We start from the raw sequence: 22,025 nt of genomic DNA, 5'->3' as shown, positions 1-22,025 counted from the left end.
GCTTCGCCGTCAGCCTGCTCTCCGCCCGCAGCCTGAACTCCCTGGCCCTGGGCGACGAGCTCGCCGCCGGCCTCGGTGAGCGGGTGGGCCGATCGGCTTCGTCGCCCCCGCTGGCCGACCTCGACCCGGCCCGCGGCACGACCCGTCGTCATGGTGCTGCACGGCCTGAACATGGCCGCGTGCTAAGCCGACCACCTCATCGCCCTGGCCGACGGGCGCCTGCACGCCGCCGGGGACCCCCCGACGTGCTGACCGAGGCGTGCGTGCGCGCCGTCTTCGGGCTGGAGAGCCGGGTCGTGGTGGACCCGACGTCGGGCCGGCCGCTGAGGCTCCCGATCGGCCGCCACCACGTTCAGGCGCCGGCCGGGACGCTCAGCCCTCGATGATCCGCCCGGAGCGGGCGGGGTTCTCCAGGACGCGGTCGGGGCGCACGTCGACGCCCTGGAGGCGGGTCCGCGGCTTCGGCGGCCGGTCGTTGGCCATGACGACGGCGATCCACGGCAGCACGGTGCCCAGGATCGCCAGGATGACCATCAACCACACGATCTTGTAGAAGACGGCGGCCAGGATGAGCGCGACGCCACGGATGGCCATCGTGATCGCGTACCGCCGCTTCCGGCGGGCCTGCTGCTCGGCCAGGCTCGGGGCCGCCTCGGTGATGAGCACCGGCTCCGGCTTGCGTGTACGCGGGAACTGCTGGCTCGAGGCCACGGGCACCCTTCCCCTCGCTGGCCGGTGTCCGCGGGGGATCGCCCCTGCGGCTCTCCGGACCGCCCCCATGGTGCCACTGGGACGGGCCCGGTGCAGGCGACCCGGTCAGCCCTGCGCGGCCGCCTTGGCCGCCTGCTTCTGCTCCTGCTTGAACGCCCGCACCTCGGCCAGCGACTCGGGGCCGGTGATGTCGGCGACCGAGCGCCGGGAGCCGTCGGTCCCGTAGTCGCCGGCGGCTTCCCGCCAACCCGGCGGCGTCACGCCGTACTGCTTGCCGAGGAGGGCCAGGAAGATCTTCGACTTCTGGGCGCCGAAGCCGGGCAGACCGTTGAGCCGCTTCAGCAGGGTGGCGCCGTCGCAGCCGTCCGCCCACAGCCCCTCGACCCGGCCGTCGTAGCGCTCGACCAGCGCGCGGCACACCTCCTGGGCCCGGCCCGCCATCGAGCCGGGGTACCGGTGCAGCGCCGGAGGGCCCTGGAACACCCGGACGAGCTCCTCGGGGTCCATCGCCGCCAGATGCTCGGCCGAGAGCGCCTCCACGCCGAGGCGGTCGGCCAGCAGCCGCGGAGCACCGAAGGCGCGCTCCATCGGGAACTGCTGGTCCAGCAGCATCCCGATCAGGAGCGCGAGCGGGTCGCGGCCGAGCAGTTCGTCGGCGGCGTCGTCCTGGGCGATGCGGAGCTGCGGCACCCGAGCAGTGTGCCCCAGCGGCTGGGCGTCGACGCGCGGCGCGCGACCGCGAGCGTTCGGTCCGGATTCGCCCTGGGACAGCGGTCACGTGCTGTATCCGCGGCGTCGCTCAGGCGGTCTCCACCCGAGTGGCGTAGCCCCTGTAGGACATTGCCCGGCTTCTCGTCTGCCCGAAGTCCAGGCGGCGGCTGAGTTCTCCGAATGACATCCGTCCTCGCCGTGCCCGGACGAACCCGAGGAGGGCACCGACCGGGTTCCTCGTCCGTGGTCCGAGCCCCACCGCCTCGTGCAGCTGCAGCCCGTGGCGGGCCATCGTGGACTCGAGCTCCGCTGGCCGGATGAACATGCTCCAGTCGTGCACGGGCGTGTCGAAGACACGAGTCGCGCGCCACTCCTGCATGACCTTGATGGCCAGCAGCTTGCTGACGGCAGTGCGGTTCACCGTGTCGAAGAAGTACGTCCCCCCGGGCCTCAGCGCCCGCGCGGTCTCACGGATCACCTGGTCCAGGTCGGTGACGTGCTCCAGGACGTCGCAGCAGTAGGCCAGGTCGAACTCCGCGTCCTCCACCGGGAGGTCCTCCCCCGAGCCGACGCGGTAGTCGATCTCCAGTCCCGAGGCCTCAGCGTGGCGACGGGCGGTCTCCAGCGACGGCGCGGATGGGTCGACGCCGACCACTCGGCAGCCGAGCCGCGCGAACTCTTCCGCGAGGAAGCCGCCGCCGCAGCCGATGTCCAGCACACGCAGGCCCGCGGGGTCACATCCGAGCCGGTTGAGCACGGCGACGAAGTAGCTCAAGCGCCCCGGGGTGACGCTGCCGTGCAGCATGTTGAGCGGGTAGTCCTCGTCCCACCAGCTGGCCGCATGCCGGTCGTAGACGTCGTTGTCGATCACCATCCACCCCCTGGAGGAGGCCGAATCGGCGCATGCGTGACGAGTCCCCTCGCACGGACCACAGTGTCCACCGGTCTGCCCACGTCTACCAGGCATGCCGTCCCCAGCGCGGGAGTGCAGCGCCCTGACCGCACGCGGCACCCGGTCCCCGAGCCAATGGACAGGACTCTGTGCGAGCACGGGGTGGTCCACGTGGTTCACGAGAGGCACCGGGACACCCCGGTGACGGACGTAGCGCCGCTCACGTGTTGACGCCGGTCGATCAGCTCGCACCTCGGCGCCTCGACCCCGCCGCGCACGGCCGGTTCCGGCCGTCGTACTGCTCGCGCTGCCGCTGACCACACTGGCGCTCGGCATAGCGGCCGGCCGGTCGCTGCAGACCTCCGACCTGCTGGGCGTCCTGGGCGGCGGGATTGCCCGAGGTTCAGCCGGTGACGTGTGGCTCGAGCTGTCCAGGCACTGAGTCACGCCTGGCAACGCTGCGGACTCCTCTTCGAGATCGCCGAGATCACCAGGCAGGAGATGGAGCGGCTCGTCCTTCCATGATCCGTCACCCGTCCGACGCCTGCCCCGGGTGCGAGGGTTCGACTGCTTCGTTGACGCATGTGCTGGTCCAGCAGCATCCCGATCAGCAGCGCGAGCGGGTCGCGGCTGAGCAGCTCGTCACCGGCGTCGTCCTCCGGCGATGCGAAGGGTCGGCACGCTCGCCGATCCTGCCGCACTCGCCCGAACGATGGCAGCCCCGCTGTCACCACGCGGCTAGGCACCTGCGAGCTCCTCTCGGGCAGCGCCCCCGGGATGTGCGGGTGCGTTCACCCCTCACGTCGCCGGCACACGGCAGACCGCCTCCGCCGCCGCTCCGCTCGCCGGGTCAGGGTGCGACCTCGTCGACCAGGTCCTCGGCGGCCCTGCGCTTGCGCCGCACCAGCACCTCGCCGCCGGTCCAGAGCGCCAGGAAAGCAGCGACGATCAGCCCGATCAGCAACCACGGCGGATCGGGCCACTCGATGATCGACTGCACGTGGCGATGCAGGAACCCGATCAGGAGCGCGCCCCACCAGGCCACTTGCGACACCAGCAACGCGAAGGACAGACGGAACAGGACCGCAGCCGGCACGTCGCGGCCCTGTTCGTAGCCTCGGATCCGGTCGTGGAGCCTGTGCAGCAGGATGCCGTTGAGCCCGATGAGGGCGACGAAGAAGAGCTTGACCACCAGCAGGTTGTCGACCTCGCCCTTGAGCAGGAGCAGCGGGATCCCGGTGACCACCATCACCCCCCACCCGGCCCAGACGAACGTCTCCGTCACGCCGCTCACGCGCACCACCTGCGGGAAGCGAACCCGGTCCCGGAGCCACAGCAGACCGTAGAGATCCGTCACCAGGACCGATCCGAAGCCCAGGACCAGGCCACCGAGATGGAAGAAGAGCAGGATGTAGAAGGGCGTCGTCTCCATCGCACCTCGATCGGTCGTCCGGCGGCTCAGGTCATCGCTCGATGCGTCAGGCGCGGTCGACGGCGCAACCTGACCGCTCGCACCGCGCCATCCGGCGAACGGCCGGGCGGGAGAGCACCCCGAACCGGTCCGGGTCCGTAGCGGTCCCGCAAGCGTTGCATCTCCCCGCACGGTCCGCCGGTCGGGATCGATCCGCTCGCAGACCATCCGGAGTGTCGAACGATCGCTGCTCGCGCCACCAGCAACTCGACGACCGACGCACTGGCCATCTCCTGGGTCGGCGCGCCGCCGGTGCCCACCGGTGGCGGGGCCGGACTGGCCCTCGACGTCCGCCGCGCCGGATGGCTCTCCGCGACCGCGGCGACCGCCGGCACCCCCGCCGTCGTCGTCGTCGCTGCCGCCCTCTGGCCGGCCTTCACCGGCTGCCCCGGGGCTTCCACCACCGCCCCGGGAGACGCTGGATGCCCCCGGGTCACGCGCTCCTCGCCGGACCGGGACCTGCGGCAAACCGCCGCGGCAGCCCGCGACCGCGCCGTGGGCGTTCCGCTGGGCGATGCTGGGTCGGACGCTGCTGCGCAGAAGCTGCGGATCGCCCGCGTGGCCATGCCGGAGCCGATCGCCCGGTGGCTGCGGCAGCGCGGCGTTCCGGCCGCGATCCCGCCGTTTCCGCAGTCCCGACACCGACGGAGGTCGCCGCGTGAACCAGGTCCAGTTCCTCTGGGACAGCTGGGACCCGATCCTGCGCATCGTGCTGATCGGCGTGGTCGGATACGTCTGGCTGGCCCTGCTGCTGCGCGGTACCGGCCCCCGCAACATGGCGAAGATGACACCGTTCGACTTCATCATCACGGTGACGCTCGGCTCGGCGTTCGGTCGGGTGCTCACCGCTTCCGAGGTGTCCCTGGTCGAAGCTCTCGTGACGTTCGCGCTGCTCGTCGCGCTGCAGTGGGCCTTCGCGGCAGGCCGTGCCCGGTGGCCTGCCCTGAAGAGCCTGCTGGATCCCGGCCCCACGCTGCTCTACCACGACGGGCGGCCGGTCGACCGGGCCATGCGCCGGCACCGGATGATCGAGTCGGACCTCCACTCAGCAGCGCGGGAGAACGGCTTCGGGTCGCTGCGAGACGTCGCGGCGGTGATCCTCCAGGCCGACGGCAGCTTCGCGGTCATCGGCTCCGACAAGATGGGGGACGGCGCCTCGGTCCACCCCTTCACCTCCGACGGAGCCTGATCCCCTGCGCGGGCGCCGTCGCCTTCGTCGCCCCGGCGCCTACCCCGACACGTCCTGGGCCTCAGGATCTCCGGCGGAGACGAGGATCCGCTCCGCGATCGCGGCCTCCAGGCTCTCGGTCACCAGGTAGCCGACGCCGGCGACGAACGGCGCCAGCGCCCAGACTGCGAGGTGGGAGAACCAGACGCCGACCAGCGTCGCGGCGCCCATCCCCACCAGCACGGACAGCATGTTCATGCTCGTACCCAGCGCCAGCGTCTGGGTGGGGTGCTGCGGCATCGGGCGCCGGAATCCCCTCGAGAGGATGCCCTCGAGCAGCGTGAAGGACAGGACCGCACCGGCCGCGTACAGGTAGATGTGCGGGAGGTCCGGCGAGCCCTGGGTCACCTGGCACACCCCGAAGGTGACGGTGACCAGGATCGAGAAGCCGAACGTGGTGCTCTCCCGCCCCACCGTGCTCCGCAGGCCCCGGACGACGGTGCCACGCGCGTTGCCGGTGTCCTCGTCCGCCGCCATGACGTCCTCCTCGACCTCGCGGCACCGGCGCTCCGGCGCTCGGCAACGGTGCTCGATGGCCCCCTGTACCCGGGCCCGGCCGGTGATGCCCACCGCCGGGAGAAAACCCGGTCGAGGTCCGCGGAGGGGCCCGGATCAGCGGCCGACGTCGGGCGGGCTGACGCCGGTCTCGATGACCCGCCGGGCGATCTCCACGAGCTTGGTGTTGCTCCCCTGGGAGGTCGCCACGAGCACCTCGAACGCCCGGTCGGCGGTGATCTTGTGTCGTTCCATCAGCACGCCCTGGGCCTGGCCGATGAGGTTGCGGGTGACGAGCGCCGCCTCGAGGTTCCGCCGGTCGGACGCCCGCGCGTGGGCGATGGCGGAGTGGCCGGCGAAGCTGACGGCCAGGGCGATCGCGGAGTCGTCGAAGGCGTCGGGCTGCCGGCCGTAGACGTTGAACGAGCCCCAGGCGCTCCGGCGGCTCCGCAGCTGCACCGACAGCGTGCTGCGCACCCCGAGGTCGGCGGCGGCCGCCGGCCCCCAGCGCGGCCAGCGCGGATCCTCGGCGACGTCCTGGCTGTGCACCACCTCGGCGCCCGCCGCCGCATCCAGGCAGGGGCCCTCGCCCAGCTGGTACTGCAGCGAGTCACCGGCGCGGGCGAGGTCTCCCGATGCGGCAGCGGTGGAGACGTCCCGGCGCTCCAGCACCGTGATGCTGGCGCTGGTCGCTCCGTCGATGTTCGCGACGGCGAGCTCCACGGCGCGGGCGAGGACGTCGTCGGGGTCCGAACGGGCCAGCATCTCGTGCGCCAGCCGGTCGACCAGCCCCAGCAGCACCGATCCCGGTGGAACTCCCTGGCCGGTCACGCGGAGCCTCCCCCTCACGACCGGGACAGGCCTCGCTGTCGACAACCGGATCGCGGACGACCCGATTCTGGCACGCTGGGCATCACCCGTGCCCCGAGCGCCTCACCGAGGAAGCGCTCTCCGGGGCACGCACCGCATCGCCCATGTCGAAGGGACCAGCTCACCCGCAGGTCGAGGCGGCCCGCTCCCGCCGAGGCTCCGTCTCGACAGCACGCCACCGGACGCCGCTTACCGCGCCGGCGAGTGGGTACCGCGAGGCGGACGGAGCTCTAACAGCACGGGTCCGGTCGCTCGACGGGGTGCACCACAGCTCTCCCGGGGACGAGGACCTCTCGCATGTCGGTCCTCCGGCATCCCGGGAGAGGTAGATGACAGAGAATTTCTGGGCGCACCAGCCACCGCCGGCGCCCGACGCGGGGGCGCCTCCCATCTGGCGGGGCGAGCCGGCGACGGCGGCCGAGGTCAGCGCCGGCCGCGCCCAGCTGCGCACCGCGGTGGCCGATGCGGCCGCCGTGACCGATCCCGGCGACGACGACCTCGACCGGTTGATGCTGGTCTTCGAGGAGCTGGTCTCGAACGGGCTGCGGCACGGTGCTCCGCCGGTACGGGTGACGGTCACCGGCACGTCGGGCGGCTGGCTCCTCCAGGTGAGCGACGCCGCGGTCGACCGGCCACCCACCCCGCCCGTCGACCGGGACCCCGCCGCCGGCGGCATGGGCCTGAATCTGGTCGCCGCGCTCTGCCCGGCCCACGGCTGGGACGTGCACTCGGGCCGCAAGGTGGTGTGGGGCTGCCTGGAGCCGACGCCGCCCCTCGGCCGGTACGGCCGCTGACGGCGGTGCCGCGAGCCCCTGCGGCACCGCCGTCCCCGCGTCGGGGGTCAGTCCCGGTCGCGCCACCCGCGTCCGCCTGGACGTGGGTCGTCGTCGGCCACCCGCTCGGTGATCCGCTCCTCCAGCTCCGCGAGGCGCTCGTCGGCCTCCTCCTGGGTGAGGTCCCCGTCCTCGACGGCCTGGGCTAGGCGCTCCTGCCCGGCCGTCACCAGCGCGTCGACGACGGTGTCGACGGCGACGCCCTGCTGCCCGGCGACGTCGGCCATCGAGGTGCCGTCCGCGGCCAGCGCCTCCCGGAGCTCGTCCTCGGTGAGGCCGAGGGCCGTCGCCGCCGTCGCCAGGTCCAGCCGGCCACCGCCCCGGTCGGAACCTCTGCCCAGCCCGCTGCCGGCCAGCGTCGCGGCCACCTCGTCGGCCTGCGCCCCGGTGAGGGAGCCGTCGTCCACCAGGCCCGCGAGGGCGTCGCGGATGCGGTCCTGCCTGGTGGTCGCGGAGTCCTCGTCGGCCAGGGCCGGGACCGCGGCCGCCAGCCCCCCGCCCAGGGCGAGCGCCCCGACCGTCGTCGCGATGATCAGTTTCTTCCGCACGTTCTCCTCCTCCGTCCGGACCGGTCCCCGTGACCGGTCCGGCAGCAGGGTCGACGCGCCACCTGTGGCGGAGCTGTGCGCCGGCCCGGCAGCCGCCTGTGACCTGACCGTCCTCGCACGGCGCCCCGGCCACCGGGGACGATGCCCCGGTGCGCGCAGTGGTGAGCCGGGTCGGTGCAGCGGCTGTAACGGTGGACGACGTCCTCGTCGGCGAGATCGGGCGGGGACTGCTGTCACTGGTCGGAGTGGGCCGCGACGACGACGTCGCCAGGGCCCGGGCGATGGCCCGCAAGATTCACGAGCTGCGCATCTTCCCCGGCCCCGATGGCGCCGTCTCGGCCTCCGACCTGGGCCTACCGGTGCTCGTCGTGAGCCAGTTCACGCTCTACGCGGACACCCGCAAGGGCCGCCGGCCCTCGTGGCAGGACGCCGCCCCGGGGGAGCTCGCCGAGCCGCTCGTCGAGGAGGTCGTCGCCGAGCTGCGCCGCCGGGGCGCCACCGTGGCCACGGGGGTCTTCGGCGCGAGCATGCGCGTCTCGTCGGTGAACGAGGGGCCGATGACCCTGCTGCTGGAGGTCTGACGCGCCGCCTTCGTCATGGGAATGACATGTCTGGGACTCCACGGGGGCGGGTACCGGCAGGTGACCGAAGACACTCCCTGTCGGTTTGCTGTGAACGACCGGATCGCGGAACACCGGACCCCTCAGTGGCCGTTGTGCAGGGCGTACCACACCGGACAGAGAAGAGCGGGACCGGCCGGTGACCCCGGACCGTGGCCCCCGCTCCACGCCTGGAGAGCACCGCCGCCCATCGCCGCCCGGCGGGTGCATCCGAAACCAAGGCAAGGACGAAGACCCATCGTGACGCTGCTGCAGTCCTCCCCCACCGACACCCTGGACGTGCGCGCCCCCCGGCGGGAGCCCGACACCAGCGGCCTGGTCTCCACCGACCTCGTGCGCGTCTACCTCAACACCATCGGCAAGACCGCTCTGCTCACCGCGGAGCAGGAGGTGGAGCTGGCCAAGCGGATCGAGGCCGGGCTCTACGCCGAGCGGCTGCTCGCCGAGCAGGAGGGCCTCACGCCCGCCCGCAAGCGCGACTACAAGATCCTGGCCACCGACGGCAAGGCCGCCAAGGCCCACCTACTCGAGGCGAACCTGCGGCTCGTCGTCTCGGTGGCCAAGCGCTACACCGGCCACGGCATGACGTTCCTGGACCTCATCCAGGAGGGCAACGTCGGCCTGATCCGCGCCGTCGAGAAGTTCGACTACACCAAGGGTTTCAAGTTCTCGACGTACGCGACGTGGTGGATCCGCCAGGCGATCACCCGCGCGATGGCCGACTCCGGGCGCACCATCCGGCTGCCCGTCCACCTGGCCGAGCAGGTCAACAAGGTGGTCCGCACCCGCCGGCGCATGCACCAGGAGCTCGAGCGGGAGCCCACCGCCGAGGAGCTGGGCCTGGAGCTCGACCTGCCCGAGGAGCGCATCACCGAGCTGCTCGAGTACAGCCGCGACCTGGTCAGCCTCGACCAGACCGTCGGCGCCGACGAGGAGTCCCGTCTCGGTGACTTCATCGAGGACGCCGACGCGGCCGTGGCCGAGGACGCCGTGGCCTTCCAGATGATGAAGGGCGACGTGCGCAACGTCCTCTCCACGCTGGAGGACCGCGAGCGCGACGTCGTCGTCCTGCGCTTCGGCCTGGACGGCGGGCAGCCCCGCACCCTGGAGCAGATCGGCAAGCAGTTCGGTCTCTCCCGCGAGCGGGTCCGGCAGATCGAGCGCGAGACGATGGCCAAGCTGCGCGACCCGCAGCGCGCCGACGCCCTGCGCGACTACCTCGCCTGATCCGCACGACCACCTGATCGGCGCGACCGGCCGATCGCCCCGAGGGCCCGTCACCACCCGGTGGCGGGCCCTCATCGCTTCGGTGGCCCGCCACGATCAGGGAACCTGATCATGGAGCGTCCTCCCTCACGGCCGGCGGTGAGGGAGGACGCTGCGCGGTGAGGGAGGACGACGGAGCCCCCTGTCTACCGCATCCGGAGGCGGTACCACTGCGGCGAGGTGCGGTTCAACGGCCAGCCCAGCCCTGCGGTGTCCGCCGGCTCGACCGACAGCAGGTCCCACCCGACGAACGCGGCCTCGACCTCGGCCGGGGACACGCCCCCGACGGAGGAGCGCACCCGGGTGGGGCCGAAGGCGAGGACCAGCAGCGTTGCGCCGGCGTTCGCCAGCGCCGACACGCCCGCGCCCTCGGCCTGCCGACCGGCGGCTCCCAGACCCTGGAAGCAGCCGACGTCGAGGAAGAGGTCGAACGTCCCCGTGTCGTCGGCCCCGGGCAGGTCCGTCACGTCGCCCACCACGAAGCGGGCACCGGGGACGGCGTGACGCCGGGCCGCCTGGACCGCGCGCGGCACGGCGTCGATGCCCACCGCGTCCCAGCCCCGGCGCGCGAGCTCGTTCGTGTACAGGCCCCGCCCGCAGCCCAGGTCCAGCGCCCGTCCGGGCGGGGTGGGGCGGTCGGCCTCCTCCCGGGCCAGCAGGGCCCCGGTGCTCGCGGCGGCCGCGGTGGCGTACCGCTCCCACGGGGTGAAGCCCACGCGGTAGGCGAAGGCGTACCTGGTCATCGCCGACCTCCAGTCGCACGTCGGACCCGTCGCAGGAAGTGCAGCAGCCGCGCTCCCCGCTGACACCACCCCGCGCGCCGTCTCGACGCGCGGCCTCCGACGTCAGACGGGTGAGCGCATGCGGCGGGGACCCGGGTCGACGCGGGCGGTCGGTGGGCCCACCACCCCGGTGCCGCCGGCGACCACCAGCGAGCGGCCGCCGTGCCACGGGTTCGCCGGCCCGACGATCACCGGCTCCAGCCTGAGCCGCAGCACCTCCGGCAGGTCGTCGGCCAGCCGGGCCACCCGCAGCAGCAGGTCCTCCAGCGCGGCGAGGTCGACCGGCTCGGAGCCCCGGTACCCGTCCAGCAACGGGAAGGCCCGCGGCGAGCGCACCAGCTCGGCGGCGTCCAGGTCGGTCAGCGGCAGGGTGCGGTAGGCGCGGTCGCCGAGCAGATCGGTGGCCACCCCCCCGAGCCCGAAGCTGACCAGCGCGCCGAACGACGGGTCGTCGACGATCTCGACCACGGTGGCCACGCCGGGAGCGGCCATCTCCTGCACGATCACCGGATCGCCGGACGGGATGGCGGCGAACGCACTGCGCACCGCCTCGGCGTCGGGGAGGTCCAGCCGCACGCCACCGAGGTCGGACCGGTGCCGCAGCCACGGCGCGGTCGACTTGAGCACGACCGGGTACCCGACCTCCTCCGCCGCCGCGACCGCGGCCTCCGCGTCGGTGACCGTGCGGGTGCCCAGCAGCGGGATGCCGTAGGCGGCCAGCAGCCCGATCAACTCGTCGTCGGTCAGCTCCCGCCCGGCCGGCGCCCCCTCCAGCGCGCCGTGGACGATCCGTTCTGCGGCGGCCTCGTCGACGTCGGGGAGTTCCGGCACCTCGCCGACCGGCCGGCGCCGCCAGCGGGCGTACTCGCAGACCTTGGCCAGCGCGATGACGGCCCGCTCCGGGGTGCTGTACGACGGGACCGACCCGCGCGCGGGCATGCCGTGCTCGTCGAGGACGGCGAGCTCCGCGGGGATCCCCTCCGTCGACAGGAAGCTCGCCACGATCGGCTTGCCCGCGCGCACCGACACCTCGCGCAACGCCGGCCCGAACTCCTGCGAGCCCGCCATCAGCGGCGGCAGGAACACCGCGACGACGGCGTCGACGCCCTCGTCGTCCACGGCGTCCTGCAGCGCCGCCCGGAACGCCTCCGCGCTGCCGGCGACGCCGATGTCCACCGGCGCGGCGTGCGCCAGCTCCATCCCCTCCTCGAGGACGGCGTCGGCGACCAGGACCCCGATCGCGGTGGAGTTCCCCACGATCGCGACCCGGCTCCCCGCCGGCAGGGGCTGGTGGGCCAGCAGCATCCCGACGTCGAACAGCTGCGCGACGGTCTCGACCCGGATGACGCCGGCCGAGGCGAACAGCGCGGCCACCGACTGCTCGGGCACGGCCACCGAGGTGCCGGCCAGGCCGGGGGTGACCCCCACGTGCCGACCGCTCTTCACCGCGACCACCGGCTTCGTGCGCCCGACGGTGCGGGCCAGCCGGGCGAACTTGCGGGGGTTGCCGAAGCTCTCGAGGTGCAGCAGCACGACCTCGGTGCCCGGGTCGGTGGCCCAGTACTGCAGCAGGTCGTTGCCGCTCACGTCGGCCCGGTTGCCGGCGGAGACGAACGTCGACAGGCCGATCCCGCGGCTGCGGGCCCGCTCGAGCAGCGCCACGCCCAGGGCGCCGGACTGGGCGAAGAACCCGACGCGGCCGCGGCCGGGGACCATCGGGGCGAGGCTGGCGTTGAGCCGCACCTCGGGGTCGGTGTTGACGACGCCCAGGCAGTTCGGCCCGACGACCCGCATGCCCGACGCCCGGGCGGACGCCACCAGCTCCCGCTCGGCGGCGCGCCCCTGGGGCCCGGACTCGCCGAACCCCCCGGAGATGACGACCAGCCCGCGGACCCGCTTGCGACGGCAGGCCTCCACGACACCGGCGACCTCGTCCGCGGGCACCGCGAGGACCGCCAGGTCCAGGTCGTCGGGGATGGACTCGATGTCGGCGTAGGCGGGGACGCCGCGCACGTGCCGGGCCCCCGGGTTCACCGGGTACACCGGCCCGGCGAAGCCGTAGTCCAGCAGGTGGCGGAGCACGGCGTTGCCGATCTTCCCGTCGTCGTTGCTGGCGCCGACGACGGCGACCGACGACGGCGTCAGCAGCCGGGCGATCGACCGGGACTCGCTGCGCTGCTCGCGCTCGTAGGCGACGGCGAGCGCGTCCTCGGTCTGCTCGATGGGGAAGGTGAGGTGGACGACGCCGTCCTCGTACGAGCGCTCCGCCTTGTAACCGGCGTCGCGGAAGACCCGCACCATCTTGCTGTTCTGGGCCAGCACCTCGGCGACGAAGCGCTTGATCCCGCGCTCGCGGGCGGCGGCGGCGAGGTGCTCGAGCAGCACCGAGCCCAGCCCCCGCCCCTGGTGGGCGTCCTCGACGAGGAAGGCCACCTCGGCGTCGTCGGTGCCGGGGTAGCGGTCGTAGCGGCCGACGGCGACGATCTGGTCGCCCAGCAGCACGACGAAGGCGACCCGGGAGTCGTGGTCCACGTGGGTGAAGCGGTGGAGGTCGCGCTCGGAGAGCCGCTTCATCGGTCCGAAGAACCGGTAGTAGCGGGTCTGGTCGCTGCTGCGCTCCATGAGGCCGTTGAGGCCGTCGGCGTCCTCGGGGCAGATCGGCCGCAGGTGCACCGTGCCGCCGTCGGCCGCGACGATGTCGGCCTCCCAGCCCGGCGGCGGCGCGGGAGGGGCGGATTCTTCGGTCGTCACAGCAGCCTCCGGCCGCCCAGCAGGGTCCCGCCACGAGCTTGCGGGCGGTGGGGGGCTGGGTGGTCCTTAATCACGGGGATCGTCCGGGTCCAGGCCGAAGTAGGGGAAGCTCGCGCGACGGGTGCGCATGATCGCGCGGTCGACCCGGGACTCGGTGAAGGGGTCCCAGCGGGAGAAGCCGGTGTACCCGCCCTCGGTCATGTGTGTCGGTGGCCGGGCGCGCAGGCCGCGGCGGAGCACGTCCTCCCGCCAGGACTCCGGGATCTCGGTGGCCGGATCCAGCTTCGCGCCCCCGGCCTCGGCGATCAGGTGGGTCCACGCCCGGGGCACGCAGCGCACCAGGCCGTACCCGCCCCCGCCGAGGGCGACCCAGCGACCGTCGCAGATCTCGTGGGCCAGTTCGTGCATGGCCTTGTAGCTGGCCCGCTGCCCGTCGACGGTCAGGGCGAGATCGGCCAGCGGGTCCTCGTGGTGCGCGTCGCAGCCGCACTGGGTCACGATGATCTGCGGCTGGAAGGCCCGCAGCACGCTTGGGACGACGGCGGTGAACGCCCGGAGCCAGGACGAGTCGTCGGTGCCGTTGGGCAGGGCCAGGTTCACCGCGCTGCCCAGGGCCTTGTCGGGGTCGCCGGTCTCCTCCGGGAAGCCGGTCCCCGGGAACAGCGTGAGCGGCGTCTGGTGGATGCTCACCGTGAGCACGCGGGGGTCGTCGTAGAAGGCGGCCTGGACGCCGTCGCCGTGGTGGACGTCGAGGTCGACGTAGGCGATCCGCTCGTACCCCTGGCCCAGCAGCCAGGCGATGGCGACGGCAGCGTCGTTGAAGACGCAGAAGCCCGAGGCGTTGCCGCGCATCGCGTGGTGCAGCCCGCCGGAGATGTTCACCGCGTGCTGCGCGGCGCCGGTGTGCACCTGGCGGGCGGCGAGCACGCTGCCCCCGGTGATCAGGGCGGCGGCCTCGTACATCTCCGGGAAGATCGGGTTGTCCGCCGTCCCCAGGCCGTGGCCGACGCCGGGGTCGGCCGGCGCCCGGCGCACCGCCTCCAGGTACACCGGGTCGTGGACCAGGGTGAGCAGGTCCTCGCCGGCGGGTTCGGGCTTGAGCACCTGCAACCGGTCGGAGGCGAGCAGACCCAGCCCGTCGGCCAGGCGCATCGTGAGGTCGAGCCGGACGGGGTGCAGCGGGTGGTCGCCACCCATCGTGTATCCGAGCAGCGCGTCGTCCCAGACGACGGCGACCGAGTCGCTCATGGCACCTCCCCTGCGGCGCGCCCGGACGGGCGCGGGCGGCTCCGCCCGGACGCTACCGGGTCCGGTGCCGGCCGGTCGGTCGCCGAGTCCGCCCGCCGGGAGCCCGGCGCCGGGCGCCCGGCCCCGTAGACTGGCCGCCGACACGGAGGAGAGCTGTGAACGACCTCATCGACACCACCGAGATGTACCTCCGGACGATCTTCGAGCTGGAGGAAGAGGGCATCGTCCCGCTCCGGGCCCGCATCGCCGAGCGCCTGCACCAGAGCGGCCCCACGGTCAGCCAGACGGTCGCCCGCATGGAGCGCGACGGCCTGCTCACCGTCGAGGGCGACCGGCACCTGCAGCTCTCCGAGGAGGGTCGTCAGCTCGCGACCGCCGTCATGCGGAAGCACCGGCTCGCCGAGTGCCTGCTCGTCGACGTCATCGGCCTGGACTACGCCGACGTCCACGAGGAGGCCTGCCGCTGGGAGCACGTGATGAGCGAGGCGGTCGAGCGCCGCCTGCTGTCGCTGCTGGGCAACCCCACGGTGTCGCCCTTCGGCAACCCGATCCCCGGGCTCGAGGCGCTGCGCGGCGACGAGCCGCTGGGCGGCGAGACCTCCGCGGTCCTGGACTCGCTCACGCTGCTCTCGGGCACCGCCACCGCCGAGGGGCGCCCGGTGGTGATCCGACGGATCAGCGAGCAGTTGCAGGAGAACGCCGACCTGCTGCGCGCGCTGGCCGAGCACGGGGTGCGCCCGGGGGTCACGATGACCGCGCAGCTCGTCGAGGGCTCGGTCAGCCTCGACGGGTACGTGTTGCCGATGGGCGTGGCCCAGCACATGTTCGTCAGCGCCACCGACGAGGAGCTCACCCCGCTCGAAGCCGCTCCGCTGCTCTGAGGGGGGCCGGTCGTGGTGAGCCGGCGGGACGACGGCACGGAGGTGCTGCGCGTCCCGGCCGGTGACCCGCCCGAGGCCGGAGACGGGCTGCAGCCGGTGGCGGCCGAGCTCGCCGCGCTGGGCCCCGAGGAGCTCCCGCAGGCCTGGGACCTGCGCTGACGCCCGGCGGGGTGCCCACCGGCTCACTACGGTGGTGCGGACCCCCCCGCCGCGCGAGAGAAGGCCCCGGTGAGCACGCCCGCACCCCCACCCGACGCCCCCGCCACCGACGAGGCCACCGATCCGGCGCCCACGCCCTTCCACCGCCTTGCCGACTTCGTCGCCCTGCCGCGGATCGGTGGTCTCGCGCTCTCCCCGGACGGGACGCGCCTCGCGGTGCCGCTGCAGACGCTGGACCGCGAGGGCAAGAAGTGGCAGACGGCGCTGTGGGAGCTCGACCCGCAGGGGGTGCGCCCCGCCCGGCGGCTCACCCGGAGCGCGCCCGGTGAGTCGGCCCCGGCGTGGGCGCCGGACGGCTCGCTGCTGTTCACCTCCGCCCGGCCCGATCCCGGGGCCGACCCCGCGGCCGAGCCGAAGCCGGCGCTGTGGCGGCTCCCCGCGGACGGCGGCGAGGCGCGGCCGGTGCTCGCACGACCGGGCGGCATCGGCTCGTTCGCCGTCGCCGTCGACAGCGGCGACGTCGTCGTCGTCTCCGCGACCATGCCCGGTGGCTCGGCGCCGGACGCCGACGAGGAGCGGCGCAAGGCCCGGGCGGACGCCGGGGTCTCGGCGATCCTGCACGAGGCCTACCCGGTGCGGTACTGGGACCACGACCTCGGGCCCGCGGCGCCGCACCTCTTCTGGGCCGGGCAGCTGCCGGCCGAGGAGGAGCCGGCCGGTGGCGAACCGGTGGAGCTGCGCGACCTCACCCCGGACGCTCCGCCGCCGAACGGCTCCGGCGAGGAGATCGCCCTCTCCCCCGACGGCACCCTCCTGGCGCGCGCCGAGGAGGTGCCCGACGGACCCGCCGGGCGGCGCACCCGGCTGGTGCTGGCCGAGACCGGCTCCGGGGCGACGCGCGTGCTGGTCGACGACCCGCTGGCCGACGTCTACGGGGCCACCTTCTCGCCCGACGGCAACCGGCTCGTCTGCGTGCGGGAGGCGATGTCCTCCTACGCCGAACCACCGGACTACACCCTGCTGCTGGTCGACGTCGCCGACGGCACCGCCCGCGACCTCACCCCCGGCTTCGACCGCTGGCCCAGCGCCCCGCAGTTCTCCGCCGACGGCGGCGCCGTCTACTTCCTCGCCGACGAGGACGGCCGCCACGCGGTCTTCCGCGTGCCCCTCCACGGCGGTGAACCGCTGAGGCTGACCGGCGACGGCGCCTACAGCGACCTGCAGGTCGCCCGCGACGGGAGCGCGCTCTACGCCCTGCGCTCGGCGTACGACTCGCCGCCCGTGCCGGTGCGGCTGGACCCCGCGGCCCCGCTGCAGGAGCCCGAGCCGCTGCCCACCCCGGGGTCGGTCGACCGGCTGCCCGGGACGCTGCACGAGGTGCGCGCCACCGCCGCCGACGGGGCACGGGTGCAGTCGTGGCTGGTGCTTCCCGAGGGGGCCTCGGCCGACTCCCCCGCGCCGCTGGTGCTCTGGATCCACGGCGGGCCGCTGATGAGCTGGAACTCCTGGTCGTGGCGCTGGTGCCCGTGGGTGCTGGCGGCCCAGGGATACGCGGTGCTGCTGCCCAACCCCGCGCTCTCCCAGGGCTTCGGCCAGGAGTTCGTGCGCCGCGGTTGGGGTGAGTGGGGCGACGCTCCCTACACCGACCTGATGGCCGCCGTGGACGCGGCCGAGCAGCGGCCCGACGTCGACGGCACGCGCACGGCGGCGATGGGTGGCTCGTTCGGCGGCTACATGGCGAACTGGGTGGCCACGCAGACCGACCGGTTCCGGGCGATCGTCACCCACGCCAGCCTGTGGAACCTGGAGCAGTTCACCGGCACGACCGACGCGGCGTACTACTGGGAGAAGGAGTGGGGCGACCCGTTCACCGAGCCCCGGCGGTACGAGCAGAACTCGCCGCACCGCTACGTCGACCAGATCCGCACCCCGATGCTGGTCATCCACGGCGACAAGGACTACCGGGTGCCGATCGGCGAGGCGCTGGCGCTCTGGTACGGCCTGCAGAAGCGCGGCGTGCCGTCCAAGTTCCTCTACTTCCCCGACGAGAACCACTGGGTGCTGACACCGGGGAACAGCCGGATCTGGTACGAGACCGTGCTGGCCTTCCTCGCCGAGCACGTGCTCGGCGAGCCGTGGCGGCGGCCGGAGCTGCTCTGACCCCGGGTCGGCGGTCACGCCGGCCGTCCGCCGGAGGGTGGCTCGGCGGCCTGCTCGAGCAGGTCGCGCAGCCCCGCCGGCGGCAGGCACGCGTCCAGCGCCTGCCGCAGCAGCCGTGCCAGCGTGTGGTCCGGGTCGCTGTCCAGTGCCCGGTCGAGGGCGATCCCGGCCATCGCGCCGTCGCCGCGCAACCAGGCGCTGACCGCCAGCAGGGTGGCCGGCGCCGCGTCCAGCGGCGCCGGCACCCGCCGGGCGCACACCGTCCAGAGCACCTCCGCGGCCGCCGCGTCGGCCCCGAGCGCCAGCTGCAGGGCGCGGTCGCGCACCCGCACGTCCCGCAGCGCCCAGCCCAGCGCCGCGAGGTCGTCGTCGTCCAGCGGGCCCTCGCCGGACGGGCCGGGCCGGCAGCGCGCGACCGCCTGCCGCACCGCCGCCCACCACTCCCCGGTCAGCGCCGGCCGCCCCACCTCCCGGAGCCGGGCGGCGCGACCGGACGCGGCTCGGACGCAGGCCTCCCGCATGCCCGCGGCCGAGCCGGGCGGAGCGTCGAGCCGCTCGGCCAGGGCGGCGCGGTCGGGGGCGACCACCTGCCCCGTGCACACCGCCGCGGCTGCCAGCGCGCTGACGCCACCGGGCAGCGGGGTCCCCGCCGACGGCGCGCAACAGGGGTGCGGGCAGTCGTAGGACCACCAGCGCCCGCGCCGGACCAGCAGCACGTCGCGCGCGGCGACGCCCGCCGCGGCCAGGGCCTGCACGAGCTCGTGCACCAGCGGCCGGTGCGGCAGGACGACCAGCTCCTCCCCCGCCGGAGCCGGGTCGTCGGGCGCCTCGGAGACCACGAGGAGCAGCGCGGCCGCGGGCCGGTCGCGCCGCAGGCTGCCGACCAGCAGGCGCGCCGCCCGCGCGCCCTCCGCGGGCGAGGGCAGGTCGCCCCGGACGATGAGCCCGACCCGGCCACCCGAAGGCCCGCCCAGCCCGACGAGCACCACCGACTCGGCCGGGTGGAAGCCCAGCAGGTGCGGCAGCGCGGCGGCCACCTCACCGGGGTCGGAGAGCCGGATCTCCAGCCGGTCGGCGGGCTGCTGCGCGGTGGGGACGTCCATGGGCATCGACCCTGGGGCGCCCGGGCGCCGGCGGGCAGCACCCGGCGGAATCTGTGGACGGCGGCCGGCGCTGGGGATGCGGCGGACGGCGGGTTTCAGCCCAGCGCGTCGGCCTGGACCTCGTAGGCCTGCTCGAGCAGCTCCACGAAGGCCGCCGGATCGCCCGCCGGGGCACCGCCGAGACCGGTGTCCACCGAGAGCAGGACCAGCGCCCGGTCGTCGTCCTCCACCGCCGCGACCAGCGTCGGCACCGTCACGCGGGTCCCGTCCGGAGCGGCGATCGTGGTCGTGTAGCGCAGCAGCGCCGAGCCGTCGCCCAGCTCGGCCACCGGCAGCTCCTCGAAGGTGATCGTCGCCTCCCCCAGCTGCGGGGAGGTGAGCCGCGCCTCGGGGCACCGCTCGGCGGCGCCGGCCAGCTGCTCGACGGCGTCGCCGACCGGGCCACCGCGCACCAGCATCTGCACCGTCGTCGTCGACCCGGTCGTGGCGCTCTGCGCGGCGACGTCGTCGAAGGCGTCCAGGGCCGGCTGGGTGCCGTCGACGGCGGCCCGGCAGCTCTCCGGGGTGATGGTCACGTCGGCCCCGCTGCCGACGATGCCCGATCCCACGCGCAACTGCTCCGGCGAGAGGGCGAGCACGGTCGCGCCGGGCCCGAATGCGTCCGCGGGCAGCAGCCCCGACGCGAGGTCGGGTGCCCTCGTCGCCTGCGCGGAGGAGGCCGCCGCCGCGGACGACGCCGAGGAGGCGGCCGCGGCGGTGCGGTCCGAGGCGTCCCCGCCGCAGCCGGCCAGCAGCAGGGCCGCGGCCGGGCCGGCCACGAGGACGCCGGGCACGCGGTGCGCGGAGGTCATGCCACCGACGCTAGTCGCCGGGCCGCCGCGCCGGTGGTCAGATCCGGTGCTGGATCGCCGTCCGCGCCGCCAGGATCGGGCGCACGTGCTCGGCGATGACCGCCAGGTGCACGGGGTCCTGCGCGTAGCGGTGGAAGGCCTCGACATCGGGGAACTCGGCGATCAGCACGCTGTCGGCGTTGCCGTCGACCAGGTCGGCGTCGTCGGCGACGACCAGCGACGTCATCCCGCCGACCGTGCGCCGCAGGTCGCGCAGCGCTTCGACCGTGCGCGCCCGCCGCTCGGCGTCGGCGTCCGGGGACCAGGTGAAGAGGACGACGTGACGGATCATGCGGGAACTGTGCCAGTCGCGCCCTCCTCCGGCCGGGTGGCACCCCTACCGGCTGGTAGCCGGGCGCGGGGGCGCGGTCGTTAGAGTCCGACCCCATGGGACGGTCGTTGCGCATCGCACTGCTGTCCTACCGCAGCAAGCCGCACAGCGGCGGCCAGGGCATCTACGTCCGGGCGCTCTCCCGCGAGCTGCGCGAGCTCGGTCACCGCGTCGAGGTGCTCAGCGGCCAGCCCTACCCGGAGCTCGACGCGGGCGTGCCCCTCACCCGCGTGCCGAGCCTGGACCTCTACCGGGAGCCCGACCCCTTCCGCACCCCGCGCCCCTCGGAGATCCGCGACTGGGTGGACGTCGCCGAGTGGGCCACGATGTGCACCGCCGGATTCCCCGAGCCGATGACCTTCACCCTGCGCGCGGCGCGGCACCTCCTGCCCCGGGCCGGCGAGTTCGACGTCGTGCACGACAACCAGTCGCTGGGCTACGGCCTGCTCCGGCTGGTGCGGGCCGGCGTCCCCACCGTCGCGACCGTGCACCACCCGATCGCCATCGACCGCGACCTGGAGCTGGCCGCGGCGCCCACCCTGCGCCGCGCGCTGACCCTGCGCCGCTGGTACGCCTTCACCCGGATGCAGGCGCGGGTGGTCCGGCAGCTGGACGCCGTCACCACCGTGTCGGAGAACTCCCGCCGCGACATCGCAGCCCACATGGGCCTCGCGCCGGACCGGATGACCGTCATCCCGGTGGGCATCGACCCCGACCGGTTCACCCCACCGCCGGCCGGCCGGCCCCGCGAGACCGACTCCATCCTCGCGATCACCAGCGCCGACGTCCCGCTGAAGGGGCTCGTGCACCTGCTGGAGGCGCTGGCCAAGCTGCGCACCGAGCGGCCGGTGGTGCTCACCGTCGTCGGCAGCACCCGCCCCGGCGGCCCCGCCGAGGCGGCCCTGGACCGGCTGGGCCTGCGCGACGCGGTCCGCTTCACCGGCCCGGTGCCCGAGGAGGAGCTCGTCGGGCTCATCCAGCGGGCCACCCTGGTGGCGATCCCGTCGCTCTACGAGGGGTTCTCCCTGCCGGCCGTGGAGGCCATGGCGTGCGCGACCCCGCTCGTGACCACCGACGCCGGCGCGCTGCCCGAGGTCGTCGGCACCAAGGCGGGGCTGCGGGTCCAGGCCGGCGACGTCGGCGAGCTCACCGCCGCCCTGCAGCTGGTCCTCGACTCCCCCTCGCTCGCCGAGCAGCTGGGGCGCGCCGGCCGCCGCCGGGTCCTGGACACCTACACCTGGCGGGCCACGGCGGAGCGCACCGCCGACTGGTACGCCGAGACGCTGGACCGGAAGGGCGACCCGTGCTGACCGTCGACTACGAGCGGCTCGACCTGCGCCCGGGGATGACCGTCCTCGACCTGGGCTGCGGCGAGGGCCGGCACGCCTTCGAGGCCTACCGGCGCGGCGCCCGCGTGGTCGCCGTCGACTGGGGGCAGCAGGAGGTCGAGACGACGAAGCGGTGGCTGGGCGCGATCGCCGAGGCGGGCGAGGCCCCGGGAGGTGCGCGCTTCGAGGTGGTGCGGGGTGACCTGCTGCACCTGCCCTTCCCCGACGCCAGCGTCGACCGGGTCATGGCCTCGGAGGTGCTCGAGCACATCCCCGACGACGCCACGGCGATGGCCGAGATCGTCCGCGTGCTCAAGCCGGGCGGCCGGGTCGCGGTGACCGTGCCGCGCTACGGCCCCGAGCGGGTCTGCTGGGCGCTGTCGGACGCCTACCACGCCAACGAGGGCGGGCACATCCGCATCTACCGCAGCGACGTGCTGCGGGCGCGGCTGACCGCCGCCGGCCTGGTGCCCGGGGCGAGCCACCACGCGCACGCCCTGCACGCCCCGTACTGGTGGCTCAAGTGCGCCGTCGGCGTCGACAACGACTCCGCTGTCGTGCGGGCCTACCACCGGCTGCTGGTCTGGGACCTCACGAGGCGCCCGTGGATCACGCGGACGGCCGAGCGCCTGCTGGACCCCCTCGTGGGCAAGAGCTTCGTCGTCTACGCCGACAAGCCCGCCGGGGTCACGCCCGCCGCCGCCGGGCTGGAGCGGGAGCGGTCCGCTGCCGCCCGCTGACCGGCGC

General features: G+C 74.3%; 22 protein-coding genes. 9 read left to right on the top strand and 13 right to left on the bottom strand.

Features of this window, described 5'->3' with window-relative positions; all coding sequences use genetic code 11:
* Positions 1 to 372 precede the first annotated feature (372 nt).
* From ACI794_RS08615 to ACI794_RS08600, 4 genes are all read right to left on the bottom strand, one after another.
* Positions 373 to 711, bottom strand: coding sequence for a DUF3099 domain-containing protein (locus ACI794_RS08615; protein ID WP_456580421.1), 339 nt, complete (start codon positions 709 to 711; stop codon positions 373 to 375).
* 105 nt (positions 712 to 816) lie between these two features.
* Positions 817 to 1,401 (bottom strand): HhH-GPD-type base excision DNA repair protein, encoded by a 585-nt coding sequence (locus ACI794_RS08610; RefSeq protein WP_456616147.1) that lies wholly within the window; start codon positions 1,399 to 1,401, stop codon positions 817 to 819.
* Positions 1,402 to 1,510: 109 nt separating this feature from the next.
* Positions 1,511 to 2,296, bottom strand: a complete 786-nt coding sequence (ubiG, locus tag ACI794_RS08605) for a bifunctional 2-polyprenyl-6-hydroxyphenol methylase/3-demethylubiquinol 3-O-methyltransferase UbiG (protein ID WP_456616146.1) — start codon at positions 2,294 to 2,296, stop codon at positions 1,511 to 1,513.
* 868 nt (positions 2,297 to 3,164) lie between these two features.
* On the bottom strand, positions 3,165 to 3,746 hold the full coding sequence (locus tag ACI794_RS08600; RefSeq protein ID WP_456616145.1) for a hypothetical protein: 582 nt from the start codon (positions 3,744 to 3,746) through the stop codon (positions 3,165 to 3,167).
* A gap of 697 nt (positions 3,747 to 4,443) precedes the next feature.
* Between ACI794_RS08600 and ACI794_RS08595 the strand changes: the two genes are divergently transcribed.
* Positions 4,444 to 4,974 carry a DUF421 domain-containing protein gene (locus ACI794_RS08595; protein WP_456616144.1) on the top strand — a complete coding sequence of 177 codons (531 nt, stop codon included), beginning with the start codon at positions 4,444 to 4,446 and terminating at the stop codon, positions 4,972 to 4,974.
* A 39-nt stretch (positions 4,975 to 5,013) separates the two neighbouring features.
* On the opposite strand, the gene ACI794_RS08590 is transcribed toward ACI794_RS08595, so the two are convergent.
* Together ACI794_RS08590 and ACI794_RS08585 are read right to left on the bottom strand one after the other, a co-directional pair.
* On the bottom strand, positions 5,014 to 5,490 hold the full coding sequence (locus tag ACI794_RS08590; protein ID WP_456603826.1) for a hypothetical protein: 477 nt from the start codon (positions 5,488 to 5,490) through the stop codon (positions 5,014 to 5,016).
* Between the two features lie 135 nt (positions 5,491 to 5,625).
* Positions 5,626 to 6,339, bottom strand: a complete 714-nt coding sequence (locus tag ACI794_RS08585; protein ID WP_456616143.1) for a GAF and ANTAR domain-containing protein — start codon at positions 6,337 to 6,339, stop codon at positions 5,626 to 5,628.
* Positions 6,340 to 6,707: 368 nt separating this feature from the next.
* Here ACI794_RS08585 and ACI794_RS08580 point away from each other — a divergent pair, with 368 nt between their 5' ends.
* Entirely contained in the window at positions 6,708 to 7,172 is a 465-nt protein-coding gene (locus ACI794_RS08580) for an ATP-binding protein (protein ID WP_456603828.1), read from the top strand.
* Positions 7,173 to 7,219: 47 nt separating this feature from the next.
* Here the strand turns inward: ACI794_RS08580 and ACI794_RS08575 are convergent, their stop codons facing one another.
* Positions 7,220 to 7,759 (bottom strand): hypothetical protein, encoded by a 540-nt coding sequence (locus ACI794_RS08575; protein WP_456616142.1) that lies wholly within the window; start codon positions 7,757 to 7,759, stop codon positions 7,220 to 7,222.
* Positions 7,760 to 7,908: 149 nt separating this feature from the next.
* Between ACI794_RS08575 and dtd the strand changes: the two genes are divergently transcribed.
* The gene (gene dtd, locus ACI794_RS08570; protein ID WP_456616141.1) at positions 7,909 to 8,340 is read left to right on the top strand and encodes a D-aminoacyl-tRNA deacylase; all 432 of its coding nucleotides are present in this window, start codon (positions 7,909 to 7,911) and stop codon (positions 8,338 to 8,340) included.
* Between the two features lie 279 nt (positions 8,341 to 8,619).
* A complete protein-coding gene (gene sigB, locus ACI794_RS08565; protein ID WP_456580410.1) occupies positions 8,620 to 9,606 on the top strand; it encodes an RNA polymerase sigma factor SigB in 987 nt (328 codons plus the stop codon).
* A gap of 185 nt (positions 9,607 to 9,791) precedes the next feature.
* Here the strand turns inward: sigB and ACI794_RS08560 are convergent, their stop codons facing one another.
* The 3 genes from ACI794_RS08560 to ACI794_RS08550 all read right to left on the bottom strand — a co-directional run bounded on the left by ACI794_RS08560 (position 9,792) and on the right by ACI794_RS08550 (position 14,426).
* A complete protein-coding gene (locus ACI794_RS08560) occupies positions 9,792 to 10,388 on the bottom strand; it encodes a class I SAM-dependent methyltransferase (protein WP_456603831.1) in 597 nt (198 codons plus the stop codon).
* 102 nt (positions 10,389 to 10,490) lie between these two features.
* On the bottom strand, positions 10,491 to 13,178 hold the full coding sequence (locus ACI794_RS08555; protein WP_456616140.1) for a bifunctional acetate--CoA ligase family protein/GNAT family N-acetyltransferase: 2,688 nt from the start codon (positions 13,176 to 13,178) through the stop codon (positions 10,491 to 10,493).
* 66 nt (positions 13,179 to 13,244) lie between these two features.
* On the bottom strand, positions 13,245 to 14,426 hold the full coding sequence (locus ACI794_RS08550) for an acetoin utilization protein AcuC (RefSeq protein ID WP_456603833.1): 1,182 nt from the start codon (positions 14,424 to 14,426) through the stop codon (positions 13,245 to 13,247).
* Positions 14,427 to 14,581: 155 nt separating this feature from the next.
* Between ACI794_RS08550 and ACI794_RS08545 the strand changes: the two genes are divergently transcribed.
* The 3 genes from ACI794_RS08545 to ACI794_RS08535 all read left to right on the top strand — a co-directional run bounded on the left by ACI794_RS08545 (position 14,582) and on the right by ACI794_RS08535 (position 17,626).
* Positions 14,582 to 15,307: a metal-dependent transcriptional regulator gene (locus ACI794_RS08545; protein WP_456580406.1), complete on the top strand. Its 726-nt coding sequence runs from the start codon at positions 14,582 to 14,584 to the stop codon at positions 15,305 to 15,307.
* A 12-nt stretch (positions 15,308 to 15,319) separates the two neighbouring features.
* Positions 15,320 to 15,466, top strand: a complete 147-nt coding sequence (locus ACI794_RS08540) for a hypothetical protein (RefSeq protein WP_456603834.1) — start codon at positions 15,320 to 15,322, stop codon at positions 15,464 to 15,466.
* A gap of 69 nt (positions 15,467 to 15,535) precedes the next feature.
* Positions 15,536 to 17,626: a S9 family peptidase gene (locus ACI794_RS08535; RefSeq protein WP_456603835.1), complete on the top strand. Its 2,091-nt coding sequence runs from the start codon at positions 15,536 to 15,538 to the stop codon at positions 17,624 to 17,626.
* A 14-nt stretch (positions 17,627 to 17,640) separates the two neighbouring features.
* Here ACI794_RS08535 and ACI794_RS08530 read toward each other — a convergent pair whose 3' ends face one another.
* The 3 genes from ACI794_RS08530 to ACI794_RS08520 form a co-directional block, all read right to left on the bottom strand.
* Positions 17,641 to 18,729 carry a DUF4192 domain-containing protein gene (locus ACI794_RS08530; RefSeq protein ID WP_456616139.1) on the bottom strand — a complete coding sequence of 363 codons (1,089 nt, stop codon included), beginning with the start codon at positions 18,727 to 18,729 and terminating at the stop codon, positions 17,641 to 17,643.
* A gap of 95 nt (positions 18,730 to 18,824) precedes the next feature.
* A complete protein-coding gene (locus tag ACI794_RS08525) occupies positions 18,825 to 19,580 on the bottom strand; it encodes a hypothetical protein (protein WP_456603837.1) in 756 nt (251 codons plus the stop codon).
* A gap of 37 nt (positions 19,581 to 19,617) precedes the next feature.
* Positions 19,618 to 19,911, bottom strand: coding sequence for a Dabb family protein (locus tag ACI794_RS08520; RefSeq protein WP_456603838.1), 294 nt, complete (start codon positions 19,909 to 19,911; stop codon positions 19,618 to 19,620).
* Between the two features lie 95 nt (positions 19,912 to 20,006).
* Between ACI794_RS08520 and ACI794_RS08515 the strand changes: the two genes are divergently transcribed.
* Together ACI794_RS08515 and ACI794_RS08510 are read left to right on the top strand one after the other, a co-directional pair.
* Positions 20,007 to 21,260 carry a glycosyltransferase family 4 protein gene (locus ACI794_RS08515; protein WP_456603839.1) on the top strand — a complete coding sequence of 418 codons (1,254 nt, stop codon included), beginning with the start codon at positions 20,007 to 20,009 and terminating at the stop codon, positions 21,258 to 21,260.
* Entirely contained in the window at positions 21,254 to 22,018 is a 765-nt protein-coding gene (locus ACI794_RS08510) for a class I SAM-dependent methyltransferase (protein WP_456616138.1), read from the top strand. The genes ACI794_RS08515 and ACI794_RS08510 overlap by 7 nt, the downstream gene beginning before the upstream one ends.
* Positions 22,019 to 22,025 lie beyond the last annotated feature (7 nt).

Source organism: Blastococcus sp. SYSU DS0541, assembly GCF_054050875.1.
This window is presented reverse-complemented; position numbering and strand designations above follow the sequence as displayed.